19 protein-coding genes and 1 tRNA gene are annotated in these 22,835 nt (G+C 39.4%); 15 read left to right on the forward strand and 5 right to left on the reverse strand.

The window, feature by feature from the left end; genetic code table 11:
• Nucleotides 1-279 precede the first annotated feature (279 nt).
• Nucleotides 280-1,794 carry a glucose-6-phosphate dehydrogenase gene (zwf, locus tag KQI58_RS18790; protein ID WP_216410512.1) on the reverse strand — a complete coding sequence of 505 codons (1,515 nt, stop codon included), beginning with the start codon at nt 1,792-1,794 and terminating at the stop codon, nt 280-282.
• A gap of 171 nt (nt 1,795-1,965) precedes the next feature.
• Nucleotides 1,966-2,613 (reverse strand): metal-dependent transcriptional regulator, encoded by a 648-nt coding sequence (locus tag KQI58_RS18795; protein WP_216410513.1) that lies wholly within the window; start codon nt 2,611-2,613, stop codon nt 1,966-1,968.
• A 209-nt stretch (nt 2,614-2,822) separates the two neighbouring features.
• Between KQI58_RS18795 and gltB the strand changes: the two genes are divergently transcribed.
• Nucleotides 2,823-7,319 (forward strand): glutamate synthase large subunit, encoded by a 4,497-nt coding sequence (gene gltB / locus KQI58_RS18800; protein ID WP_437177555.1) that lies wholly within the window; start codon nt 2,823-2,825, stop codon nt 7,317-7,319.
• Between the two features lies 1 nt (nt 7,320).
• The gene (locus KQI58_RS18805; protein WP_216410515.1) at nt 7,321-8,757 is read left to right on the forward strand and encodes a glutamate synthase subunit beta; all 1,437 of its coding nucleotides are present in this window, start codon (nt 7,321-7,323) and stop codon (nt 8,755-8,757) included.
• A 33-nt stretch (nt 8,758-8,790) separates the two neighbouring features.
• Here KQI58_RS18805 and KQI58_RS18810 read toward each other — a convergent pair whose 3' ends face one another.
• A complete protein-coding gene (locus tag KQI58_RS18810; protein ID WP_216410516.1) occupies nt 8,791-9,147 on the reverse strand; it encodes a DUF4828 domain-containing protein in 357 nt (118 codons plus the stop codon).
• Nucleotides 9,148-9,336: 189 nt separating this feature from the next.
• Here KQI58_RS18810 and sfsA point away from each other — a divergent pair, with 189 nt between their 5' ends.
• From sfsA to KQI58_RS18830, 4 genes are all read left to right on the forward strand, one after another.
• The gene (gene sfsA, locus KQI58_RS18815) at nt 9,337-10,068 is read left to right on the forward strand and encodes a DNA/RNA nuclease SfsA (RefSeq protein ID WP_216410517.1); all 732 of its coding nucleotides are present in this window, start codon (nt 9,337-9,339) and stop codon (nt 10,066-10,068) included.
• A gap of 18 nt (nt 10,069-10,086) precedes the next feature.
• Nucleotides 10,087-11,088: a Gfo/Idh/MocA family protein gene (locus KQI58_RS18820; RefSeq protein WP_216410518.1), complete on the forward strand. Its 1,002-nt coding sequence runs from the start codon at nt 10,087-10,089 to the stop codon at nt 11,086-11,088.
• 8 nt (nt 11,089-11,096) lie between these two features.
• On the forward strand, nt 11,097-12,275 hold the full coding sequence (locus tag KQI58_RS18825; RefSeq protein WP_216410519.1) for a DEAD/DEAH box helicase: 1,179 nt from the start codon (nt 11,097-11,099) through the stop codon (nt 12,273-12,275).
• A 186-nt stretch (nt 12,276-12,461) separates the two neighbouring features.
• Nucleotides 12,462-12,535 (forward strand) — tRNA-Arg (locus KQI58_RS18830).
• A gap of 50 nt (nt 12,536-12,585) precedes the next feature.
• Here KQI58_RS18830 and KQI58_RS18835 read toward each other — a convergent pair.
• A complete protein-coding gene (locus KQI58_RS18835) occupies nt 12,586-13,824 on the reverse strand; it encodes an aminopeptidase (protein WP_216410520.1) in 1,239 nt (412 codons plus the stop codon).
• Nucleotides 13,825-13,973: 149 nt separating this feature from the next.
• A complete protein-coding gene (locus KQI58_RS18840) occupies nt 13,974-14,417 on the reverse strand; it encodes a flavodoxin (protein ID WP_216410521.1) in 444 nt (147 codons plus the stop codon).
• Nucleotides 14,418-14,879: 462 nt separating this feature from the next.
• On the opposite strand from KQI58_RS18840, the gene map reads away from it, so the two are divergent.
• From map to rfbD, 9 genes are all read left to right on the forward strand, one after another.
• The gene (map, locus tag KQI58_RS18845; RefSeq protein WP_216410522.1) at nt 14,880-15,644 is read left to right on the forward strand and encodes a type I methionyl aminopeptidase; all 765 of its coding nucleotides are present in this window, start codon (nt 14,880-14,882) and stop codon (nt 15,642-15,644) included.
• Between the two features lie 15 nt (nt 15,645-15,659).
• A complete protein-coding gene (locus tag KQI58_RS18850; RefSeq protein WP_216410523.1) occupies nt 15,660-16,583 on the forward strand; it encodes a YihY/virulence factor BrkB family protein in 924 nt (307 codons plus the stop codon).
• Between the two features lie 90 nt (nt 16,584-16,673).
• A complete protein-coding gene (locus tag KQI58_RS18855; protein WP_216410524.1) occupies nt 16,674-17,792 on the forward strand; it encodes a glycosyltransferase family 4 protein in 1,119 nt (372 codons plus the stop codon).
• Between the two features lie 15 nt (nt 17,793-17,807).
• Nucleotides 17,808-18,602, forward strand: a complete 795-nt coding sequence (locus KQI58_RS18860) for a glycosyltransferase family 2 protein (RefSeq protein WP_216410525.1) — start codon at nt 17,808-17,810, stop codon at nt 18,600-18,602.
• Nucleotides 18,603-18,617: 15 nt separating this feature from the next.
• Entirely contained in the window at nt 18,618-19,346 is a 729-nt protein-coding gene (locus KQI58_RS18865; RefSeq protein ID WP_216410526.1) for a glycosyltransferase, read from the forward strand.
• Nucleotides 19,347-19,422: 76 nt separating this feature from the next.
• Complete coding sequence (gene rfbA / locus KQI58_RS18870; protein WP_216410527.1) at nt 19,423-20,292, forward strand: glucose-1-phosphate thymidylyltransferase RfbA; 870 nt, start codon at nt 19,423-19,425, stop codon at nt 20,290-20,292.
• An 11-nt stretch (nt 20,293-20,303) separates the two neighbouring features.
• Nucleotides 20,304-20,876, forward strand: coding sequence for a dTDP-4-dehydrorhamnose 3,5-epimerase (gene rfbC / locus KQI58_RS18875; protein WP_216410539.1), 573 nt, complete (start codon nt 20,304-20,306; stop codon nt 20,874-20,876).
• A 14-nt stretch (nt 20,877-20,890) separates the two neighbouring features.
• Entirely contained in the window at nt 20,891-21,919 is a 1,029-nt protein-coding gene (rfbB, locus tag KQI58_RS18880) for a dTDP-glucose 4,6-dehydratase (protein WP_216410528.1), read from the forward strand.
• Nucleotides 21,920-21,977: 58 nt separating this feature from the next.
• Nucleotides 21,978-22,823 (forward strand): dTDP-4-dehydrorhamnose reductase, encoded by an 846-nt coding sequence (gene rfbD, locus KQI58_RS18885; RefSeq protein WP_216410529.1) that lies wholly within the window; start codon nt 21,978-21,980, stop codon nt 22,821-22,823.
• Nucleotides 22,824-22,835 lie beyond the last annotated feature (12 nt).

Below are 22,835 nucleotides of genomic sequence, written 5' to 3' on the forward strand. Positions count from 1 at the left end.
CCACGATCTGAATAGGTACGATTTCTTTTTTCTCCATAGTGTGCCTCCTGTAAGTTGATACAGTAAGTTTAGCAGTCGGAGAAGGAGAAAACGAGACGCTTTAGTATATGACGCTTACGTAATTCGATGCGGGTTCCTTTTAGCTTTTCTCAGAAAATACTCAATTATAGAATGAGGTAGAAATTATTCGAGTGCGATCAAATCTATATGATTTTTCAAATTACCCGTTTTTGGGTAGCTATGTAAAAAAAGCTGAGAAAAATTTCCCAGCTTAGTGATTTATTCTAATTTCCCACGTTCGCGATACCATTGGTCTGGCTGCCAAGCCCATTCGTGTCCATTTTTAGCTAAAAGATCGAATGCACACTGTGGCCCCATGGTACCAGCTGCATAGTTAGGAAAGCCTGGTGTAGTCTGATCCCAGGTATTGCGGATGCGATCAACAATCTCCCATGAGTTTGCTACTTCATCCCAATGTGAGAAGTTGGTACTGTCACCATTTAAGGCATCTAACAATAGTTTTTCATACGCTTCAGGACTGTTTTCGGTCACTTCAGCACTTTGGCGGAAGTCTAATTTTACCGGTTCAGTATTGAAGCCTTGACCAATTTTCTTTCCATTAAGGGTTAACGAGAAGCCCTCTGTTGGTTGGATATAAATAGTTAAAATATTTTGCGGCAATTCCCCACCAGCTGTTTCTTCTTGCTCGAAGTTAAAGACGTTAACAGGGACTTGCTTAAAGACGATATTTATCCGTGTGCCTTTTTCAGTCATGCGTTTTCCGGTTCGAACATAAAAAGGAACGCCTGACCAGCGGAAATTATCAATCAGAAATTTTCCGGCAACAAAAGTTTCCATCAAAGAATCTTCAAAAACATTTGGCTCATCGTGGTAAGCAACAAATTTTTTGTCATCTAACATTCCCGCGTCATATTGACCACGAACGAAATTTTGTAACACTTCTTCTGAATCGTAGCGACGAATTGCTTGTAGAACTTTTACTTTTTCCTCACGAATCGATTTATTAGAGAAAGAAGTTGGCACTTCCATCGCTAGTAAAGCTACGACTTGCAGGATATGGTTTTGAACCATATCTTTTAGTGCACCGCTGTGTTCATAATAACCACCACGATCTTCTACACCAAGTGCTTCAGAAAAGGTAATCTGAACATTCTCGATATAACGATTGTTCCAAAGGGATTCAAAGATATTGTTGGCAAAGCGGATCACCGAAATATTTTGGATCATTTCTTTTCCTAGGTAGTGGTCAATTCGGAAAATATCTTGTTCTGGAAAAACTTTTCGGATTTGGTTGTTCAACTCATTAGCAGAATCATAATCAAAGCCAAATGGTTTTTCGATTACTAAACGGTTATAACCGTTTGTCGTTAAAATTTCTTGTGATTTTAAGTGATTGACGATTGTTCCAAAAAACTGAGGTGCCATGGCTAAGTAATATATGCGATTTCCTTTTAAACTATATTTGTCATCTAATTGATCAGACAATTCTTTCAATTGATCGTAATGTTCAGTATCGTTGACGTTATGGGACAGATAGTAAAAATGATTTGAAAATTCTTCTGCTTCTTCCTCAGTTGGTGCAATATCCTTGATCGTATCGCGAACGATCTCACGGTAATGGTCATCACTCCATGGTCGTCTCGCTGTACCGATCACTGCAAAATGTTCTGCTAAATTCCCCTTTTTATATAGGCGAAAAAGCGAAGGATATAGTTTTCGTTTTGCTAAGTCGCCAGTTCCACCAAATATGGTGAATAATGCTGCCTGTTCCATATGTTCCACTCCTAGTTCGTTTTAATGTTAAATAAGCTTGATGCACACCACGAATACCATCCAATTAAGAAAGAGCTCTCATGAGCAAGTAAGATCGAAATCTAACACTCAATCATAAATACTGCAAAAAGTTGGACTGGCATCCTAGTTTGATTTCTATTCCGTAAAACACTACAGTGAATCAACAAAAATTGTTGACGCTGCCTTGTAACTAATTGAAACCTCTTTTTGGTCGTTTTGTAAAGTAATTGGTCCTTCATAAGCAGCAATATTTGTGATTTTGTATTCTTCATGGATTTTGACTCCCAGATCCATCAAGTAATCGAGCAGATCCTTTTCATCCAAGACACGGGCTATTCGAACATTCGTGCCTTCAGGATAACTTGCTAAGGTTTGACGATCTTTTTCGTGAACTGTTTGATCCTGCTGTGGAATCATTCCTCCATGAGGGCAAAATGTTGGATGATTTAAATAATGATCCAATTTTTGTTCTAGTTGTGAAGAGGTCACGTGCTCTAATACTTCTGCTTCATCATGGACTTCATTCCATGAGTAACCAAGATGATCAACTAAAAAGACTTCCCATAAGCGATGCTTACGGACAAGCGTACTCGCTTTTTCTAAACCGATCGGGGTTAATTGAACACCTTGGTAAGGTGAGTGTTCAACTAAGCCTTCTTTTACTAACTTATTGATCATCTCACTGACAGAAGCGCCAGAAATGGACAAACCAGCAACGATTTTTTTATTACTAACTTTTTCTTTGTCGCCACCTAATTCCAATATTAATTTCAAGTAGTCTTCGCGATTCGGTGTCATTGATGTTCATCCTTTCGTAACGAGGCATATCAGATTAAGTTTACCAAATATATCACATTTTTTCCATTTGATTGGATCGCTCTTTTAAAGAATTGATACACGAATAACACGGGTAATAAAAAAAATATTCTAAGAATCCTTGCCTATCTTAAAAAAAAAAGGTAGTATATTAAAAAAAAATGAGAATTGTCAAACTATTTAAAGGATTGATGTCAATGACAAAGCAACAAGTAACAGAGGCCCCGACCATGTATGATCCCTCATTCGAGAAGGATGCATGTGGTATGGGCTTTATTGCTCAGATGGAAGGAAAGGCTTCACATCAACTAGTGAGGCATGCGTTAACGATGTTAGAACGTATGAATCATCGTGGAGGAACGGGAGCAGAACCTGAAACAGGGGATGGGGCCGGAATTTTAGCGACGATTCCAGATAAATTCTTTCAACGTGAAGCGAAAACTGCCGGGGTAAATTTACCTGATCGTGGCCAATATGCTGTGGGGATGTTCTTTTTACCAGCGGAAGAAAAACACAAGAATGGTTTACAGCAAGCTCTTGTAAAAGAAATTGAAGCAGCCGGGTACTTGGTCCTTTGGCAACGTGATGTTCCGTTCCAATATGAGAATTGTGGTCCAGGAGCACAAAAAGTGATGCCTAGCTTTGTGCAGTTATTCATAAAACGACCGTTGGAAGTACGGACAGATCGAGACTTTGAGGATCGGATGTACCGTCTGCGCCGCAAATTAGAGAAAACGTATCATGCAGGCGAAATGGCTATCTGTAGCTTATCTAGCAAAACAATCGTTTACAAAGGAATGCTGCATGCCTACCAAGTTGGGATTTTCTATGATGATCTGCAAGATGAGGATTTTGCAGCCAGTATTGCTGTCGTGCATTCTCGATTCTCTACAAATACTTTTCCTAGTTGGGATCGTGCGCAGCCATTTCGCTTTTTGGCTCATAATGGAGAAATCAATACGCTGCGCGGTTCAGAAAACTGGATGAAGAGTCATGGCATTGAAGTGTATAACGAAGAAGATTCTGACTCAGCGAAGTTAGAAAATTGTATGGAATATTTATATCGTAACGGTCGTGATATCCCTCATGCATTGATGATGATGGTACCAGAAGCCTGGTCGGAAAAGGCCAACTTAGGGGAAGAAATGACAGCATTTCAGGAGTATAATGCGAGTTTTATGGCCCCTTGGGATGGACCGGCAGCATTATGCTTTACAGATGGTGAAATGGTGGGCGCAACGCTGGATCGAAATGGCTTACGGCCTTCTCGTTATTCGATTACAAAGGATGGTTTTGTTCAAGTGGCGTCTGAATCGGGCGTGGTCGACTTTGAACCATCAAATGTGATTGAAAAAGGTGTTCTAGGACCAGCAAATATGATTTTAGTCGATACCATCAACGGAAAATTTTATCGCAATCAAGAGATCAAGGAAAAGTATGCCAAAGCCCATGCTTATAAAGAGTGGTTGGCCGAGAATCGAATTGAACTGTCACAGCTTGCTGAAGCGGAAGAAGACGCAGCAATGTTGACTGAAAAAGAACTGCAAAAGATGTGGAAGTTGAATGGCTACACGGATGAAATTATCCGTGATGAATTATTACCTATGGCAGAAAAAGGTGAGGAACCAGTTCTTTCAATGGGATATGATTCACCATTGGCAGTTTTAAGTGACAAGCCACAATCGCTGTTCACGTATTTTAAACAGCAATTTGCCCAAGTGACTAATCCACCGATTGATGCGATTCGTGAACAGTTAGTGATTGGTACAGAAATGTTTTTAGGTCGTGATGGAGATATCCGAGTTGATGATGCGCATAATTGTCAGAAATTAAAAATTAAAAGTCCTGTTCTCAGCAGTGCTGATTTTAGTAAAATCGTTCAATTGAACACAAAAGAACAAAAAGCAGTGACTATCTCAACCTTATATCCAGTTGGTGGACAGAATGCTTTAGAAGATGGTTTGGAACAAATGTTTAAAGAGGCTGAGTCCGCTATTGATAATGGTGGGACAATCTTGATTCTAAGTGATCGTGGCGCCGAAAAAACCAAAATGGCCATGCCGATTCTACTAGCCGTGTCCGGTCTGCATAATTATTTGGTGCGAAAAGGGAAAGCCTCGTTAGCGAGCCTGGTTGTCGACTCAGCGGAAGTTTGCGAAGTCCATCATTTTGCTACATTGATAGGTTATGGTGCTAGCGGCATTCATCCTTATGGCGCATATGTAACTTTGAATGACTTTGACATTGAAAATGGTCTGGAGAATTATCGGAAAGCAGCTGAAAAGGGAATTGTAAAAGTAATGTCGCGGATGGGGATTTCAACGATTGCCGGATATCACGGTGCTCAGTTGTTTGAAGTGGTTGGTATTAGCCAACCAGTGACAGAAAAATACTTCACTGGGACGGCGAGCCGTATCGGCGGGTTATCGTTGCATCAAATTGAAGAAGAATATTTACAGCGTCATCAATTAGCTTATGGTCCACAGCAAAATGATTTACTAGCATCTGGTGGTAGTTTCCAATACAAAGCGGATGGGGAACATCATTTGTTCAATCCTAAGACGATTTACAATTTTCAACAGGCAGTTCGTTCGGGAGATTATCAACTATTTAAACACTACGTCAATCAAATGAATCAGGAAGCGTTGGAAGAGCCTACCAATTTACGGGCGCTGTGGGAATTTAAAAAGGGTCGTCCAGCAGTGAAGCTCTCTGAAGTCGAGCCAGCGAGTAAAATCGTGAAACGTTTCAAAGTTGGCGCGATGTCTTATGGTTCATTGAGTGAGGAAGCCCATCAATGTATTGCTGAGGCAATGAACAGTATCGGCGCAAAATCCAATAGCGGAGAAGGCGGCGAAAATCGTAAACGTTTCAAACCGCAAGCAGATGGCAAGAATTACAATAGTAAAATCAAACAGGTTGCTTCAGGGCGTTTTGGTGTAAACGCAGAGTACTTAATGAGCGCTGAAGAATTACAAATAAAAATGGCACAAGGTGCAAAACCAGGTGAAGGTGGACAACTTCCTGGTAACAAGGTATTTCCTTGGGTGGCAGAAATTCGTGGTTCAACACCAGGTGTGCGTTTAATCTCGCCACCGCCACATCATGATATTTATTCGATCGAAGACTTAGCGCAACTGATTTATGATTTAAAAGCTATTAATCCGTATGCGAAGATCAATGTCAAATTGGTTTCAAGTACCGGTGTAGGCACGATTGCAACGGGGGTTGTTAAAGCTGGTGCCGATGTTGTCGTGATTTCTGGTTACGATGGCGGTACAGGGGCTTCACCACGTAACTCGATTCGTGACGCTGGCCTCCCATGGGAAATGGGTGTTGCCGAAGCCCATCAAACCTTAGCGATGAATAATCTACGTCAACGAATGACCTTGGAAACTGATGGAAAACTGATGACTGGTCGTGACGTTGCGATGGCGATTTTACTTGGTGCCGAAGAATATAGTTTTGCATCACTTGCTTTGGTAGCGATTGGATGCGTGATGATGCGAGTATGTAGTTTAAATACTTGTCCGGTCGGTGTGGCGACACAAAATCCAGCATTGCGTAAATTCTTTGTTGGGAAACCGGAGCATCTGATCAATATGATGTATTTTATCGCCGAAGATTTGCGTGAGATTATGGCCGAATTAGGGTTTAGAAGTATTGATGAAATGATTGGTCATACGGAGGTATTAGAGCCGCGCTTTATTGCAAAAGGCAAGGCAAAATCATTAGACTTCTCTCGAATGTTATCGACAAGTATTGGCATCGAGCGCAAAACAGAAGATCCGTTTAAAGAAAAACGTGAATGGCCTGAATTGGATCAATTTGCAGAAGGTGCGATTAAAAACGGTGAGCAAGTGAAAATGAGCGCTCCAATCAATAATGTTAATCGAACAGTCGGCGCGCGAATGGGCGGTTGGATTGCTGAACGATTTGGTAATTATCAGCTGACTCCTGGTCAAATCCAATACACATATACCGGGATTGCTGGTCAAAGTTTTGGTTCATTTATCACCCAAGGGATGGAGCTTAAACTGATTGGTGAAGGAAATGACTACGTGGCCAAAGGGTTAAGCGGAGGGCGAGTGATTATTGTACCGCCTAAAGATGCTGCTTATGACGTGGAAAATTCTCCAATTGTTGGAAATGTGGTTTGCTTTGGTGCAAATCGCGGGGAAGGTTATTTCGGCGGGAAGGCTGGCGAACGTTTCTGTGTTCGAAATAGTGGTGCCAACGTGGTGGTTGAAGGAGTCGGTGATCATGGCTGCGAATATATGACTGGCGGTGTTGCTGTCATTTTAGGTCCAACTGGTCGCAACTTCGCTGCTGGTATGTCTGGTGGAGTCGCCTATGTCTATGATCCGAGCGGAACATTTGCTGACAAATGTAATTTAGAAATGGTTGATCTTTATAAACTCGGCGAAACCGGGGACGATGCTGTCTTGAAAGAAATGATCGAGAAGCATTTGACTTACACAGATTCATTAAAGGCCGCTGAATTGTTGAATGATTGGGAAAATGTCCAACAGCATTTTGTTAAAGTTTATCCAAGAGAATATCATGAAATGGTTCGTGTAACTGAGGAATTAGCAAAAACTGGTTTAGCAGGTGATGAACTGATCGAAAAAGCGTTTATAGAAGTGATCGGTGAACAAACCGTACCGGCTGGAAAGGAGCGTGGCTAGGATGGCAGATCCATTTGGCTTTTTAAAATATCCTCGGAAAGACAATCCTTATCGACCAGCTGAAGAACGAATTCAGGATTGGGAAGAATTACAAACGCCACTTAATGTTGAAGAGCGGCAAGAACAAGCGGCTCGCTGTATGAACTGCGGAATTCCTTTTTGCCATACCGGGATTTTCTATGGCGGCAAACGGGCTGTCTCAGGATGTCCAAATGATAATTTGATTCCTGAATGGAACGACTTTGTCTATCGTGGGGATTTCAAGAATGCATTTGATCGTTTAGCTAAAACGAATCCATTGCCTGAAATGACTGGTCGAGTATGTCCTGCACCTTGTGAAAAGTCTTGTACAGAAGGTTTGAATGGCTCAGGAGTAGCCATCCACGATAATGAGCGATTCATTATTGATAATGCCTTTGAACAAGATTGGGTCAAAGCTGATGGCATGCCGACTGAACGGACCGATTTCAAGGTTGCAATCATTGGTTCTGGTCCAGCAGGACTGTCAGCAGCTTGGCGGTTGAATCAACTAGGTCATCAAGTAACGGTCTATGAACGCAGTGACCGTGCTGGCGGATTATTGATGTACGGTATTCCGAATATGAAATTGGATAAGGAAATTGTTCAACGACGGATCGATGTAATGGAGGAAGTTGGAATTACATTTGTATTGAGTACAGAAGTTGGCGTTGATGTTACGGCAGATGAGCTGCAAGCAAAATACGATCGCATTATTATTGCTAGTGGCGCTAGCGTTCCGCGTGATCTAAAAATCAAAGGACGTGAGCTTCATGGTATCCAGTTTGCAGTAGATTATTTGACTGAATGTACAAAAGATGTAATGAAGCACGGCAAAAAAGTCACTGATCGAAAGCTCGCTGGTAAGCACGTCGTTGTTATTGGCGGTGGAGATACAGGAAATGACTGTATTGGTTCAGCGATTCGTCAAGGAGCAGCTTCTGTTAAACAGCTAGAAATAACACCACAATTGCCAGCGCAGCGTGCAGCAAATAATCCTTGGCCGGAGTATTCAATGATTAATCGCGAAGGGTATGGACAAGAAGAGGGCGCATTGGAGAACTCAGAGCTAACTGCTTATAATACCTCCACAACTGCTTTTATTGGTGCTGAACGAGGACAAGTAATTGCGATCGAGACAATGCAAGTTGATAGCCAGTTCCAACCGATTGCCGGAACAGAAAAAACTTTAAAAGCTGACCTTGTTTTGTTAGCGATGGGCTTTACAGGAGCCGAGAAGAATTTACTTGATACTTTTGGGGTTCAGGAAATCTATGAAGATTATACGACAAATAATGAAAAAGTTTATGTGGCAGGTGATGCCAGACGCGGTCCAAGTCTTGTTATTTGGGGAATCCGTGAAGGCCGTAAAGCCGCAGAAAACGTGGATCAGATTCTACGTTCGTTGATTCATCAATAAAAAAACGGATGCCAAATCGGCATCCGTTTTTGTCTAATTATTTACAGGGGTAATTGGAAAAGAAACATCATCCAATTCATCATAAAGGCTAACTGGAGCGCCATTTTTTGTTTTGATCAATAAATGGTAACCATATTGATCCTGAATGGCCAATTTTTGTTCACTCAATTCAATAAGCTGATAGATAATAGCGGTGCCATCTAAAACAATTGAAAGGTCAGGATAGATTGTTATGGTATGATGTTTGTGTTCTTTCGGATGAGTGAATTCCCAAGAACCAACATACAGGCTGTTTAAATCCTTTGCGTCACGTTTACGAATAAATTTTGAACCTACTGCTGCCACACCAAGAGACGTCACACTGAGGAACACGGGCCATTTGAATCTCATCCAAAAACTCCTTTCACAACTGTATAATAAATTTGATGGATTTCTTATCCTATTCCATTTGACTGAGAATGCTAGACATAGAAATTGCAGCCATTCTCACAGGCTTTGTTATACTATATAATAAAGTCTGTCATCTTTCCATCCGACTTAAGGACTATTTAACTATTTTTAGAAGGATTTTGATAAAAAATGAAGTATTCAGAGATTCACTTAGCAGCTTTTACTGAAAGAAGCAATCGATTTATTGCCCGCTGTCGGTTAATAGAATCGGGAGAAGAGATTATCACTCATGTAAAAAATACAGGGCGGTGCAAAGAATTATTACTTCCAAACGCAGTAGTAGCAGTAAATCATCAACCATCAGACAAACGGAAAACAGCCTATGATCTTGTTGCGGTTAAAAAGGGAGAAATGTGGATTAATATTGATTCACAAATTCCTAATGCTCTCGCGGCTGAGGGGATTTTAACAGGAAAGATCTGTTTACCTGGATTAAAAGGTTCTATCATTTATTTAAAGCGGGAGTATACCTTTAAACGGTCGAAGTTTGATATTTATTTTGAGACAGATCAGCAGGAAAAAGGCTTTGTTGAAGTAAAAGGGATGACATTAGAAAATCAGGGGATCGGCGCTTTTCCCGATGCACCGACAGTCAGAGGGTTAAAGCATGTAGAGGAATTACGAGTCGCTCAAGCCTTGGATTATCATTGTTATGTTTTATTTGTCGTACAATTTCCTGCAATCCGAGCGGCGACGATTCACCGATTGATGCAGCCAGCACTTTATCAAGCGGCAGAGAAGGCAATGGCAGACGGTGTGCAGATTTTAGCGTATAATTGTGAGGTAGATCAGGAATCCATTTCGATTAAAGAGTCTGTCCCCTTTGATCTGAAACAAGAATTTATTGATCCAAATCAATGAGTGAGAGGTGGAAAAATCATGATTAACTTAGGCATCATCGGAACAAATTGGATTACTGACCAATTTGTCCAAGCAGCTCATGAGACGGGGAAGTATCGCCTGGCGGCGGTTTATTCTCGGCGGTTAGAAACAGCGCAAAAATTTGGTGAAAAGTATGGCAATGTCGAATATGCTACTGATCTTGATACGTTTTTCGGTCTTGAACATGTAAATACCGTTTATATCGCTTCACCAAACAGCCTGCATTTCGAGCAGGCAAAGCAAGGAATCTTAGCTGGCAAAAATGTTATTGTTGAAAAGCCAGCCTTTTCTACGCCGACAGAAATGGATGAAATTATCGAGTTAGCGAATCAGAAAAGAGTATTTTTCTTTGAGGCGGCTCGTAATATTCATGAGAAATCCTTCAAAACGATTGCTGATTTTTTGCCATTGAAAGATCAAATCATCGGCGCGGATTTTAGCTTTATGAAGTATTCTTCGCGTTATGATCAAGTTTTGGATGGAGAAGAGCCCAATATTTTTTCTCCACATTTTTCAGGCGGCGCGTTGGTTGATCTGGGCGTATACCCAATTTATGCGGCGTTGGCTTGGTTCGGTATGCCAAAAGAAAGTGTCTATTTTGCTCAAAAAATCGCAACTGGTGTTGACGGATTTGGAGTAGGTGTTTTGCGATATGATAATTTTGACGTGACGATTCGGACAGGTAAGATCAATGATAGTTTTCAGCAATCTGAGATTTATTTAGCGAATGGAACCTTAATGATGGATGCGGTCAATTCCATTAGCGAAGCCATTTTTCATGATCGAAATCACCAACGTAGAGAAAAGCTGGCTGTGCATCAATTAGAAAATCCAATGATTGAAGAGGCAGCCGAGTTTGCCCAAGTGATTTTGAATCCAACAGATCGCAAGTTGGGCACGGACTATGAAGAATGGGTCGAATTATCCCGAAATGTGAACCAAGTAATGTATGATATGCGAAAAAGTGCGGGCATCATTTTTGATGCGGACGAGAAATAGAGGAATCCATGGATAAACAGAATTTTGCACCATTTTTACAAAAAAATTGGGAAGAAGCAGGGTTTCAAAAACCTGCTTTGATTCAATCAAAAGTTTATAGCTTAATCAGTGAAGGGAAAAATCTAGTTGGAATTGCTCCGACTGGCAGTGGTAAGACGTTAGCTTATTTATTGCCTTTGATCAATAACCTTAAAGCGGGCGATCCCAGCCAGGTTTTAGTTTTGACTTCTTCACAGGAACTAGCGATGCAAGTAGTAGAAGTCGCTCGAACCTGGATTAGCGGCTCAGGAATGAAAGTTCAACCTTTAATCGGCGGTGCCAATGTCAAACGTCAACAAGAAGCACTGAAGAAAAAACCAGAATTATTAGTCGGAACACCCGGCCGTGTGCTGGAATTGATTACGGCAAAAAAAATCAAAGCTCCCAACATCAAAACACTCGTATTTGATGAAGTAGACCAGCTGGTTCAAGGTCAAAGCTTGCAGTTGATTCGAAACATTCTGAAAGCTACGGATAACAATGCGCAACATCTGTATTTTTCCGCAACTGCTGATGTCGTATTAGATGAATTGAATAAGATTGAATCTGAGCTGATTGTGATAGATGTAAGCGAAGAAGATGATAGCCAGGGAGAGGTGCAGCACTTTTATTTAGAGACAAGTGATCGTAAAAAAGTCGATCAATTACGTCGCTTATTAAACATACCTGATTTTTGGGGAATGATTTTCTTCAATCAGCTGACCGATATGGGCAGTGCGGAAGAGAAGTTACTATTCCACCAATTACCAGTGGCAGGCCTTGCTTCTGATCAATCAAAACTTTCTCGCAAAGGCGCGATCGAACAATTCAAAAAGCATCAAACTTTAGGTTTATTAACCACCGATCTGGCTAGTCGAGGTCTAGATATCGAAGCACTGCCATTTGTCATTAACGTGGATGTGCCATTAAGCGAGGAAAGCTACTTGCATCGTGCTGGCAGAGTTGGTCGAATGGGAAATACCGGAGTCGTGATTTCATTTGTCACTCCCCAAGAAAAATCAGACCTAGTGAAAATTACTAAAAAACTGAATCTAAAGCTAGCACCAATTTATTTGTTTGGAGGAGAGCTTTTAACAGAAGAACCACTAAAGCAAAGTGAACCAAAAAAGAGAAAAAGTAAAAAGAGCAAAGGGAAGAGACGGAAATAAGTCTTTTCCCTTTGTTCTTTTTAAAATAGGGATGACAACAAGGTTCTTCTGATTCTTATTTGAGAAAAATTCATGAATTAGTAATAGGTGACCATCGTAATTTTTCATTTTTTTAGAATGTCTTCATTAAATTTAAGTTAGTCATCTTGCTAAAATAAGTTAAAATCGCTACAATAATAGAGGCATGTTCTCGTAGCTCAGTAGGATAGAGCGATCGCCTCCTAAGCGATAGGTCGCTGGTTCGATTCCAGTCGAGAACGTAAAAACAGCACTTAGAATGAAAAAATTCTACGTGCTGTTTTTGTTTTATTTAAGCCCAATCACCATTTCTAAAGATTGGAACTTTTGTACCATCTTTGCGAATGCCATCAATATTCATTTGAGCAGAACCTACCATGAAATCGACATGAGTCTGGCTGCTATTCAAACCAGCTTCAGTCAATTCTGACTTGGTCATTTCAGTGCCACCCTCCACACTAAAGGGATATGCTGCACCAAGTGCTAAGTGATTTGATGCATTTTCATCAAATAGTGTATTGAAAAAGGTAATGCCGGATTGTGAAATTGGCGAAGGATCTGGAACTAAGGCAACCTCACCAAGGTGTTTCGCTCCTTCATCAATATCCAATAATGAGGCTAAGACATCAGCTCCCTCTTTAGCAGAAAACTCAACGACTTTTCCATCCTTGAAGGTGAATTTCATTTCATTCAAAGTTGTGCCAGCATAGCTTAATGGTTTTGTACTGGTGATATATCCGTCAACACGATTACGATCAGGTGCAGTAAACACTTCTTCAGTCGGCATATTTGCCATGAACTCATTGCCATCTGCAGCGTAACTTCCAGCGCCTTCCCAAACATGATTTTCTGGTAGTCCAATCACGATATCTGTACCTGGAGCGGTATAGTGTAAAGCAGAAAATTGTTCTTTATTTAGACGTTCTGCTTGCTCGCGCATTGCTGCATCATGTTCTTCCCATGCTTTAACAGGATCATCAGAATAAATCCGGGTTGTTTTAAAAATTTCATCCCAAAGTTTATCGACTTGTTTTTCACTTGACTCGAGATTAGGAAAGACTTTTTTTGCCCAAGCAGGACTAGCAGCAGCGACCACTGTCCATCGTAATTTGTTTGATTGCGTGGCTTCCATCACAGCTTGTAATGCTTTGCCACGGGCTGTTTGATAGCTTGCTACACGGCTTGTATTGACACCTAATAAAGCATCAGGATTTTGTGAAACAATACTGATTCGGGTGACCCGTTTTTCAGCAAATGTATTTGCTTTATCCACTTTATAAGCAGGAACTTCATTGATTCGTTCCTCTGCTGCATGACTCAAAAACTCCCGTTGAATTTCATCATCGTTCCATTGGACGATTACTTCTGCTGCGCCTAATTGATAAGCTTCTTTTGTAACAAGCCGAGCTAATACAGCTTGATCAACACTGGCGTATACGACAACAGTGTCATTTTTCTGTACATTTACCCCCACCTTTGCAATCAAATGGGCGTATTTTTTTAAGAGTGTGTCAAAATTAGATAAAACCATTTCTATCCCTCCAGTTCGATATCCTTATCTTAGCATTTCTTCAATATTCTAAAAAGAAAATGAGATTCATTAATGTATATAATAATTCTGAAAACCTTCATAAAACAAAAAAGATGCACCAATTGTTTTGGTACATCTTCTAACAATCATTATGCTACTGCCTCTGCAAGTTTTTTCGCAAAAGATTCTAAATTTTCAATATCCTCTTCTTCGGCAGCCATTTCTACTTTTACACTTTCTGCTCCGCGAGTTGCTCCCGTTTTTGCAAATGCTGCATCGAAATCATCGACAGATTTACAATATTGATCATAAAAAGTATCACCAGATCCACAGACGCCAAAGATTTTTCCGCTCAGGTCTAATTCTTGAAGTTCTTCGTAAAAGTCCACGATTTCATCAGGAAGGTCGCCTTCACCATAAGTATATGTCGCAACCACACAAATATCCGCATCCTCAAAATCTTCAGCGTCAACCTGTGTACATTCATCGATTTCTACATCTAGATCTAAATTTTCGAAGGCTTCAGCCACGATATCGGCGATTTCTTCAGTATTACCAGTCATGCTGGCGTAAACAATTTTTGCTAATGTCAAAATATTTCCTCCTTATTCGTTTGAATGAATTAATTTTTCTGAAAAAATAATTCAATTCGAATGTCCTTTATTATTCAACTAAACGACACGTCTACTATTATTAAGCAAGCTCATAGTAAATCCGATTTTTTTACGCAATATTCAAAAGGCTTTCGTATGCGTGATATTCTTCTAATCTCGTTAAAATAAAAAGAAATGGAAAGTTGAACGGACATCCTTAGCTTTAAGCTAAATTTATGGTCATTATATCAAAATAGAAATCAAAAGGAAATCACTGCTCTCTAACCATTTGTTCGCTTAATAGGGTTATGTTAAAATGGACAAGATGAAAAAGGTGTTCGTCCAGTATTTCACAGACTTTAAAGGTCGCAATAATTCGAATCAAGAGAATTAAGCTTATCTGGATGACCGATAAAAATATTTTCACCAGAATATAATTAATAGAAATAAGGAGACGAGAGAATGATTACATTAAAATCACCCCGCGAAATTGAAATGATGAATGAGTCAGGTGAGTTATTGGCTGATGTTCACCGTCATTTACGGGATTTTATAAAACCAGGAATTACTAGTATGGATATCGAAAAATTTGTTAGAAATTTTATTGAAAGTCATGGTGGTGTAGCTGCTCAAATTGGCTTCGAAGGGTACGAATATGCAACCTGTTGCAGTATCAATGATGAAATTTGCCATGGTTTTCCAAGAAAAAAACCTCTAAAAAATGGAGACCTAATCAAAGTTGATATGTGTGTAGAATACAAAGGTGCGATGTCCGATTCTTGCTGGTCTTATGCAGTTGGAGAAGTATCACCTGAGATCGAACGCCTAATGGAAGTAACTAAAAAGGCGATGTACTTAGGTATCGAACAGGCTCAGGTTGGCAATCGAATCGGTGACATTGGTCATGCCATTCAGACATATGCCGAAGGAGAAGGATTTTCAGTAGTACGTGACTTTGTGGGTCATGGAATTGGACCGACAATCCATGAAGAGCCCGCGATTCCACACTATGGCGTTGCTGGAAAAGGACTGCGGTTAAAAGAAGGAATGGTTATTACAATCGAACCAATGATTAATACCGGCGTTTGGCAAATGAAGATGGATCCTAATGGTTGGACTGCCTACACTCAAGATGGCGGTTGGTGTGCACAATATGAACACACTTTAGCAATTACAAAAGAAGGGCCAAAAATCTTGACTTCACAAGGTGAAGAAGGAACTTATTAGAACGATGAGGATACTATGGGACCAATAGATAAAATTAAAGATAATAAAAAACTAATGGATTTTATCCAATCGATCCAGAAACACTTAGCAGAAACAGAAATAGGCGACCGCTCCGTGGTAGTCGCCTATTATTTGTTGCTGTCCTTTTTTCCGATACTAATCATTGTTGGCAATTTGTTGCCATACTTTAATATTACACCAGAAACAGTCTTGCCTTATTTAAGTGAGGCGATTCCTCCGAATGTGTTTAGTTTTCTAAAACCAGCGATCACAAGTTTGCTAGAGAGTAGTTCTGGTGGGATGCTTTCCATCTCAGTTTTAGCTGCGTTATGGTCGTCTAGTCGTGGAATTAATGCCTTGCAAACGGCATTGAATCGAGCATACGGAGTCGAGGATCGTGGGAATTTTGTTATCAGTCGTATTGTATCGGTGGGAATCGTCGGAGTATTAATGATGGCGATTATTGCTGTTGCACTATTTTTCAGTGCGGGGCAAGTGATTTTAGATGCTTTACAGCAATTATTACGTTTTTCTCCAGATATTATTGATACCTTTTTAGCTTTACGCTGGCCGGTAACATTGATCGGCTTATTGATCATATTAGGTGGGCTGTATATCGTCATTCCTAATGCTCATGTACGCATCAAATATGCACTGCCTGGGACAATATTTGCGACAGTTGGGTGGATCGTTTTAGCTCAAGGATTTAGTATTTACGCGCAAACTTTTGCTCAGCGTGTTTCTGGTTATCAGATTATTGGAAGTTTTATTGTTTTGATGTTCTGGTTGAATTTTTCCGCTACTATCATTATTTTTGGTGGGGTATTAAATGTAGCTATTGAGGAATATCGTACTGGTCAAGAAGTGACAGAGGGGTCGAACCATGTTAATAAATGGTTTAACAAACTCAAAGACCGTATCATGAAAAAGAAAAAATAATCTCAATATTTTTTGTAAGATTTTGTCAGAGTCTTGTAAAGAATATTGAATCATTTATAATATTTTTTAGTAAAAAGGGCAGGTGTCAACATGTTAGTATCATTCGGACTGATCATCAAGTATTTTTTAACATTTTTGATCGCGTTGATTTTAACTCCGATTTTTAAAATAATTTCAGTACAGACTGGTTTAGTAGACAATCCTAATGCTCGTCGAATGAACCAAGTGCCAATGCCAAGTGCTGGTGGCTTGCCGATTTTTATTACTTTTGCCATTTCTTCGTTAATTCTATTTCGAGATGCGATTCCGTTCGATTATATAAGTAAAATTTTGTTAGGTACGTTAATCATCGTAATCACAGGATTATTAGATGATAAGTTCGAACTATCTCCAAGGCAAAAAAGTATTGGTATTTTACTGGCAGGTCTAGTGATCTATTATTACGCAGATATTCGCTTCGATTTCTTTACTGCTCCATTATTTGGTCGAATTAATCTTGATTGGTTAAGTTTACCTGTAACGCTTTTTTGGATTTTTGGGATTACGAATGCAATGAATTTAATTGATGGATTAGACGGATTAGCTTCTGGTGTATCAATTATTAGTTTAACGACTATTGGGTTAATAGGATACTTCTTTTTACATTCATCGCAAGTATTTATTTCTTTAGCTATTTTTTGTTTAGTTACAAGTATTCTAGGTTTTTTTCCATACAATTTTCATCCCGCCAAGATTTATTTAGGAGACACCGGAGCCTTATTTTTAGGCTTTATGATTTCTGTATTGACCTTGCAAGGCTTAAAAAATGTTACCTTTATCTCTTTGATTACGCCATTGATTATCCTTGGTGTTCCGGTAACAGATACTTTCTTTGCTATGGTACGCCGTAAAACTAGTAATATGCCGATTTCGATGGCTGATAAACAGCATTTACATCATCGGCTGTTAAAATTAGGATTTACTCATCGTGGAGCTGTATTGACAATTTATGCTATCGCCGTATTGTTTTCCTTCACTGCTCTACTATTGAATTATACGAGTAAAGTGGGAACGATCGTTTTGATCATTGCGATGATTTTTGCTTTGACTTTTCTGTTAGAGTTGATTGGGTTGATTCCGGAAAAATATGGAATTATTACAAAAAGTTTTCGTTTCTTTGGGAACAAAGAGTACCGTTCGCAGGTATTGCGTAAATATTTCAAGAAATGAGTGTTGACGTTCCTTATGGAAATAAATGATATGAATGTGACTGTTAGCATCGTGACTCATAACAGCGATAAGATTTTTTTAAGTCTAGATTCATTAATCAAATTGTTAGGTAAAGATCCATCAGTTCGAATTAAGATTTTTGATAATGCGTCTGAAGCGAAATACCAAGAACGTTTAGCAAAATACCTTGAGTATTCATTTGTGTCGATTGATTTTTATGAAGAAAATAAAGGCTTTGGCTTCGGACATAATACGAATCTCTTAGGTGTTTCCGGGTATGGAATTATTTTTAACCCAGATATTATTTTGTCAGAAAATCATTTAAATGAAATGGTTAAGCATTTAGCTGAGCATCCAAAGTGTGGACTCTTAGCTCCCAAAATCTTGAATGAGGATGGAACGACACAATACCTAATTCGTAGTCATTTAAATGTTTTTGACTATATGCTTCGGTTTATTCCGTTTAAGTTTGTCAAAAGGCTGTTTGCAAAACGGTTAGCAAAATTTGAATGTCGTGACTTACCAGATGACCAAGACAGCTTCGTCCGAATGATTTCTGGCAGCTTTATGGTGGTAGACCTAGCCAAGTTCAATGAAATCAATGGTTTTGACGATCGCTACTTTATGTATTTCGAGGATAATGATCTTTGCCGTAAAATGGAACAAACTGGCTACAAGTCTTTATATAGTCCGCAATTTTCAGTTGTCCATTTGTACGAGCGTGGAGCAGTTAAAAACCAGAAATTATTTTTTATTTTTTTACAGTCCATGAGAAAATACTTTCAAAAATGGGGCTGGCAATTCTTTTAAATTTGGAGGTAGGGGATGCTAAAGCAATCTAAGGAGCGGATATCCGTTTGTATGGCCACATACAACGGACGTCATTTTATTGAAGAACAATTGAACAGCATTTTCCCACAGCTTTCGGAGCATGATGAGCTGATTATTTCCGACGACCATTCATCGGATGGAACGTGGGAATTTTTATTAGAATTGAAAGCAAAGGATCCACGAATCAGACTCTTCCAAAACAATGAACAAGGCTTGATTGCTAATTTTTCCAATGCGATTGAGAAAAGTACGCACTCAATTATTTTTTTAAGTGATCAGGATGATGTTTGGCATCCGGATAAGGTGAAAAAGACAATGCCTTATTTTGATAATCCTCAAACACAAGCTGTGATTTCTGATTTGATTATTGTTGATAATGATTTTGAAGTTTTGATACCTTCTTATCAAGCGATGCGTCATACTCACTCCGGATTTTGGCATAACCTAGTGAAGAGCAGCTATATTGGTGCTGGCATGGCATTTCGCTCTGAGCTAAAAAAAATTATTTTGCCGATTCCATCAGATGTACCGATGCACGACATGTGGATAGGTTTATTAGCAGACTATTATCAAGGGGTGGTCTTTATCCCTGATCAATTAGTCTATTATCGGCGTCATGGGTTAAATGCATCAGAAATTGAAACGACAGCTTCACGTATTCAACAAATCAAATGGCGTTGGAAAGTATTGAGTTTGATAAGAAAAAGAATAAAAGAAATCTAAAAAAATCACAAAACAATTCTTATGATAACTAACATCGGGTATAATATGTTCGTATGTATAAAAAAGGAGCGTAATTATGAAAGGAATTATCTTAGCAGGGGGCAGCGGCACTCGTTTATACCCTCTAACTAAAGCAACCTCGAAACAATTAATGCCGGTTTATGATAAACCAATGATTTACTATCCAATGTCAACATTGATGTTGGCTGGGATCAATGAGATTTTAATTATCTCAACACCACAAGATACGCCAAGGTTTGAAAATCTTTTCGGGGATGGACATGAATTAGGAATTCACATTGAGTATGCCGTTCAGGAAAGTCCAGATGGTTTGGCACAGGCTTTCATTATTGGAGAAGAATTTATTGGTGACGACAGTGTTTGTTTAGTTTTAGGAGACAATATTTATTACGGTGATGGATTGTCTCGTATGCTGCAACGTGCAGCTAAGAAAACTGAGGGAGCAACAGTTTTTGGTTATCATGTAAATGATCCAGAACGCTTTGGCGTAGTGGAGTTTGACGATGAGATGCAAGCTGTATCAATCGAAGAAAAACCTGAAAAACCAAAATCCCACTATGCAGTAACTGGTTTGTATTTCTATGACAACGATGTGGTGGAAATTGCCAAGAATATCCAACCTTCTGAACGTGGAGAGTTAGAAATCACGGATGTGAACAAAGAATACTTAAAACGCAATAAATTGTCTGTTGAAGTGATGAGTCGGGGATTTGCTTGGCTAGATACGGGCACTCATGAGTCATTGTTAGAAGCATCGACATTTATTTCAACGATTGAAAAACGTCAAAACTTAAAAGTTGCTTGTTTGGAAGAAATTTCTTATCGAATGGGCTATATTACTAAAGAGCGTCTAATCGAACTTGCCCAACCGTTGAAGAAAAATCAATATGGGCAATATTTATTACGTTTAGCAGAAGAGGAATAAGCATGGGGAAAATTAAAGTAACAGAAACAAATTTAACAGATGTAAAAATTATTGAACCAGCAGTTTTTGGCGATCATCGTGGTTTTTTCACAGAAAGCTTTTCAGTCGAAGATTTCAAAGCAGCTGGGATAGATTTCAATTTTATTCAAGACAATCATTCACTTTCGACACAACCGGGTGTACTACGCGGATTACACTTTCAAAAAGGAAAGTCAGCACAAACGAAATTGATTCGTGTTGTCACTGGTGCGGTTCTTGATGTCATCGTTGATATCCGCAAAGGCAGTCCGACTTACGGGAAATGGGAAGGCTACATCCTTTCTGAGCATAATCATCGTCAACTGTTAGTTCCTCGTGGCTATGCTCACGGATTTGTTACATTAACACCAAATGTCAATTTTATGTACAAATGCGACAATTACTATGATGCAGAGGCGGATGGCGGTATTTCATTTGCAGATCCAGATTTAGCGATTGATTGGCCGATTGCTATCGAAAAAGCTATCACATCAGAAAAAGATGCAAAACAACCAACCTTGAAAGAATTTGAAGCTGAAAATCCTTTCGTTTATGGTGAAATTTAAGGGGTAGATAATTGATGAAAAATATTATCGTAACTGGTGGAGCAGGTTTTATCGGCTCTAACTTTGTTCATTACGTAGTAAATAATCATCCAGATGTCCACGTAACGGTTTTAGATAAACTTACGTATGCTGGGAATAAGGAAAATCTAGCGGGTCTTCCTGAAGACCGAGTAGAATTAGTAGTGGGCGATATTGCTGATGCAGAATTGGTAAACCGTTTAGTTCAAAAAACAGACGCGGTTGTTCACTATGCAGCTGAATCTCATAATGATAATTCATTGAAAGATCCATTTCCGTTTGTTCAAACGAATATCATTGGAACCTATACATTGATTGAAGCATGTCGAAAAAATAATGTGCGGTATCATCATGTGTCAACGGATGAGGTTTATGGTGATTTGCCATTAAGAGAAGACTTACCAGGACATGGTGAAGGCGAAGGAGAAAAATTCACAGCAGAAACGCCATACAATCCTTCAAGTCCTTACTCATCAACCAAAGCAGGTTCAGATTTATTAGTAAAAGCTTGGGTACGTTCATTCGGGCTGCAGGCAACGATTTCAAATTGCTCCAATAACTATGGACCATATCAACACATTGAAAAATTTATTCCTCGTCAAATTACGAATGTTTTGAGCGGTATTCGTCCAAAACTGTATGGTGATGGAAAGAATGTACGTGACTGGATCCATACCAATGATCATTCTTCCGCTGTTTGGTTGATTTTAACTAAAGGAAAAATTGGTGAAACTTACTTGATCGGTGCCGATGGTGAAGAAGACAACAAAACCGTTATGGAGATTATCTTAGAAGAAATGGGTCAACCAAAAGATGCTTATGATCATGTAAAAGATCGAGCTGGGCATGATTTACGATACGCCATTGATTCTACAAAGCTGCGGGAAGAACTAGGCTGGTCACCAGAGTTCACGGATTTCCGTTCAGGAATGAAAGATACTATTAAATGGTATACTGAACATGAAGCTTGGTGGCGTGCAGAAAAAGAAGCTGTTGAAAGTAATTATGCCAAAAACGGCCAATAATATTAATTGAATCAGGCAGGGATACCCTGCCTTTTTTTGAGAAAAGGAGTCGATATAAATGATCTTAATAACAGGTGGACACGGACAATTAGGAACAGAACTTCGTCATTTACTAGATGAAAAGCAGCTTGAGTATCTTTCAACGGATGCTGATCAGCTCGATATTACTGATAAAGAAGGTACTTATAAATTTATTACGGAGATGAAACCGGAAATTATTTATCATTGTGCTGCTTACACCGCTGTTGATAAGGCGGAGGACGAAGGAAAAGAGTTAGACGAAAAAATCAACGTGGAAGGTACGCGAAACGTTGCTGAAGCAGCAAAAGCTGCTGGAGCAACATTAATTTACATCAGTACGGATTATGTCTTTGATGGCAAGAAAAAAGAAGGTATGTATCAAGTAGACGATCCGACAAACCCATTAAGCGAATATGGTCGAACGAAACTATTGGGCGAAAAAGCTGTACAAGACACGATGGATGATTATTATATCATCCGTACTTCGTGGGTATTTGGAATCTATGGTCACAATTTTATTTATACGATGCAGAAATTAGCTAAAACCCATGATCGCTTGACAGTTGTAAATGATCAATTTGGTCGACCAACTTGGACGCGAACATTGGCAGAATTTATGGTATTCGTAATCGAGAAGAAAGCACCATTCGGCATTTATCATTTATCGAATGAAAATAGCTGTTCTTGGTATGAATTCGCAAAAGAAATTTTAAAGGATACGAATGTAGAGGTTGCACCGGTGACTTCTGATGAGTATCCACAGAAAGCAACCCGTCCGCAATATTCAATCATGGACTTAAGTAAAGCCAAAGCATTAGGTTTTGAAATTCCAACGTGGCAAGAAGCATTAGCCAGTTTTCTTGAATTAGAAGAAAAACAATAGGGAAAGATAGAG

This window comes from Enterococcus raffinosus, assembly GCF_018917525.1.
Classification (GTDB): domain Bacteria; phylum Bacillota; class Bacilli; order Lactobacillales; family Enterococcaceae; genus Enterococcus_A; species Enterococcus_A raffinosus_A.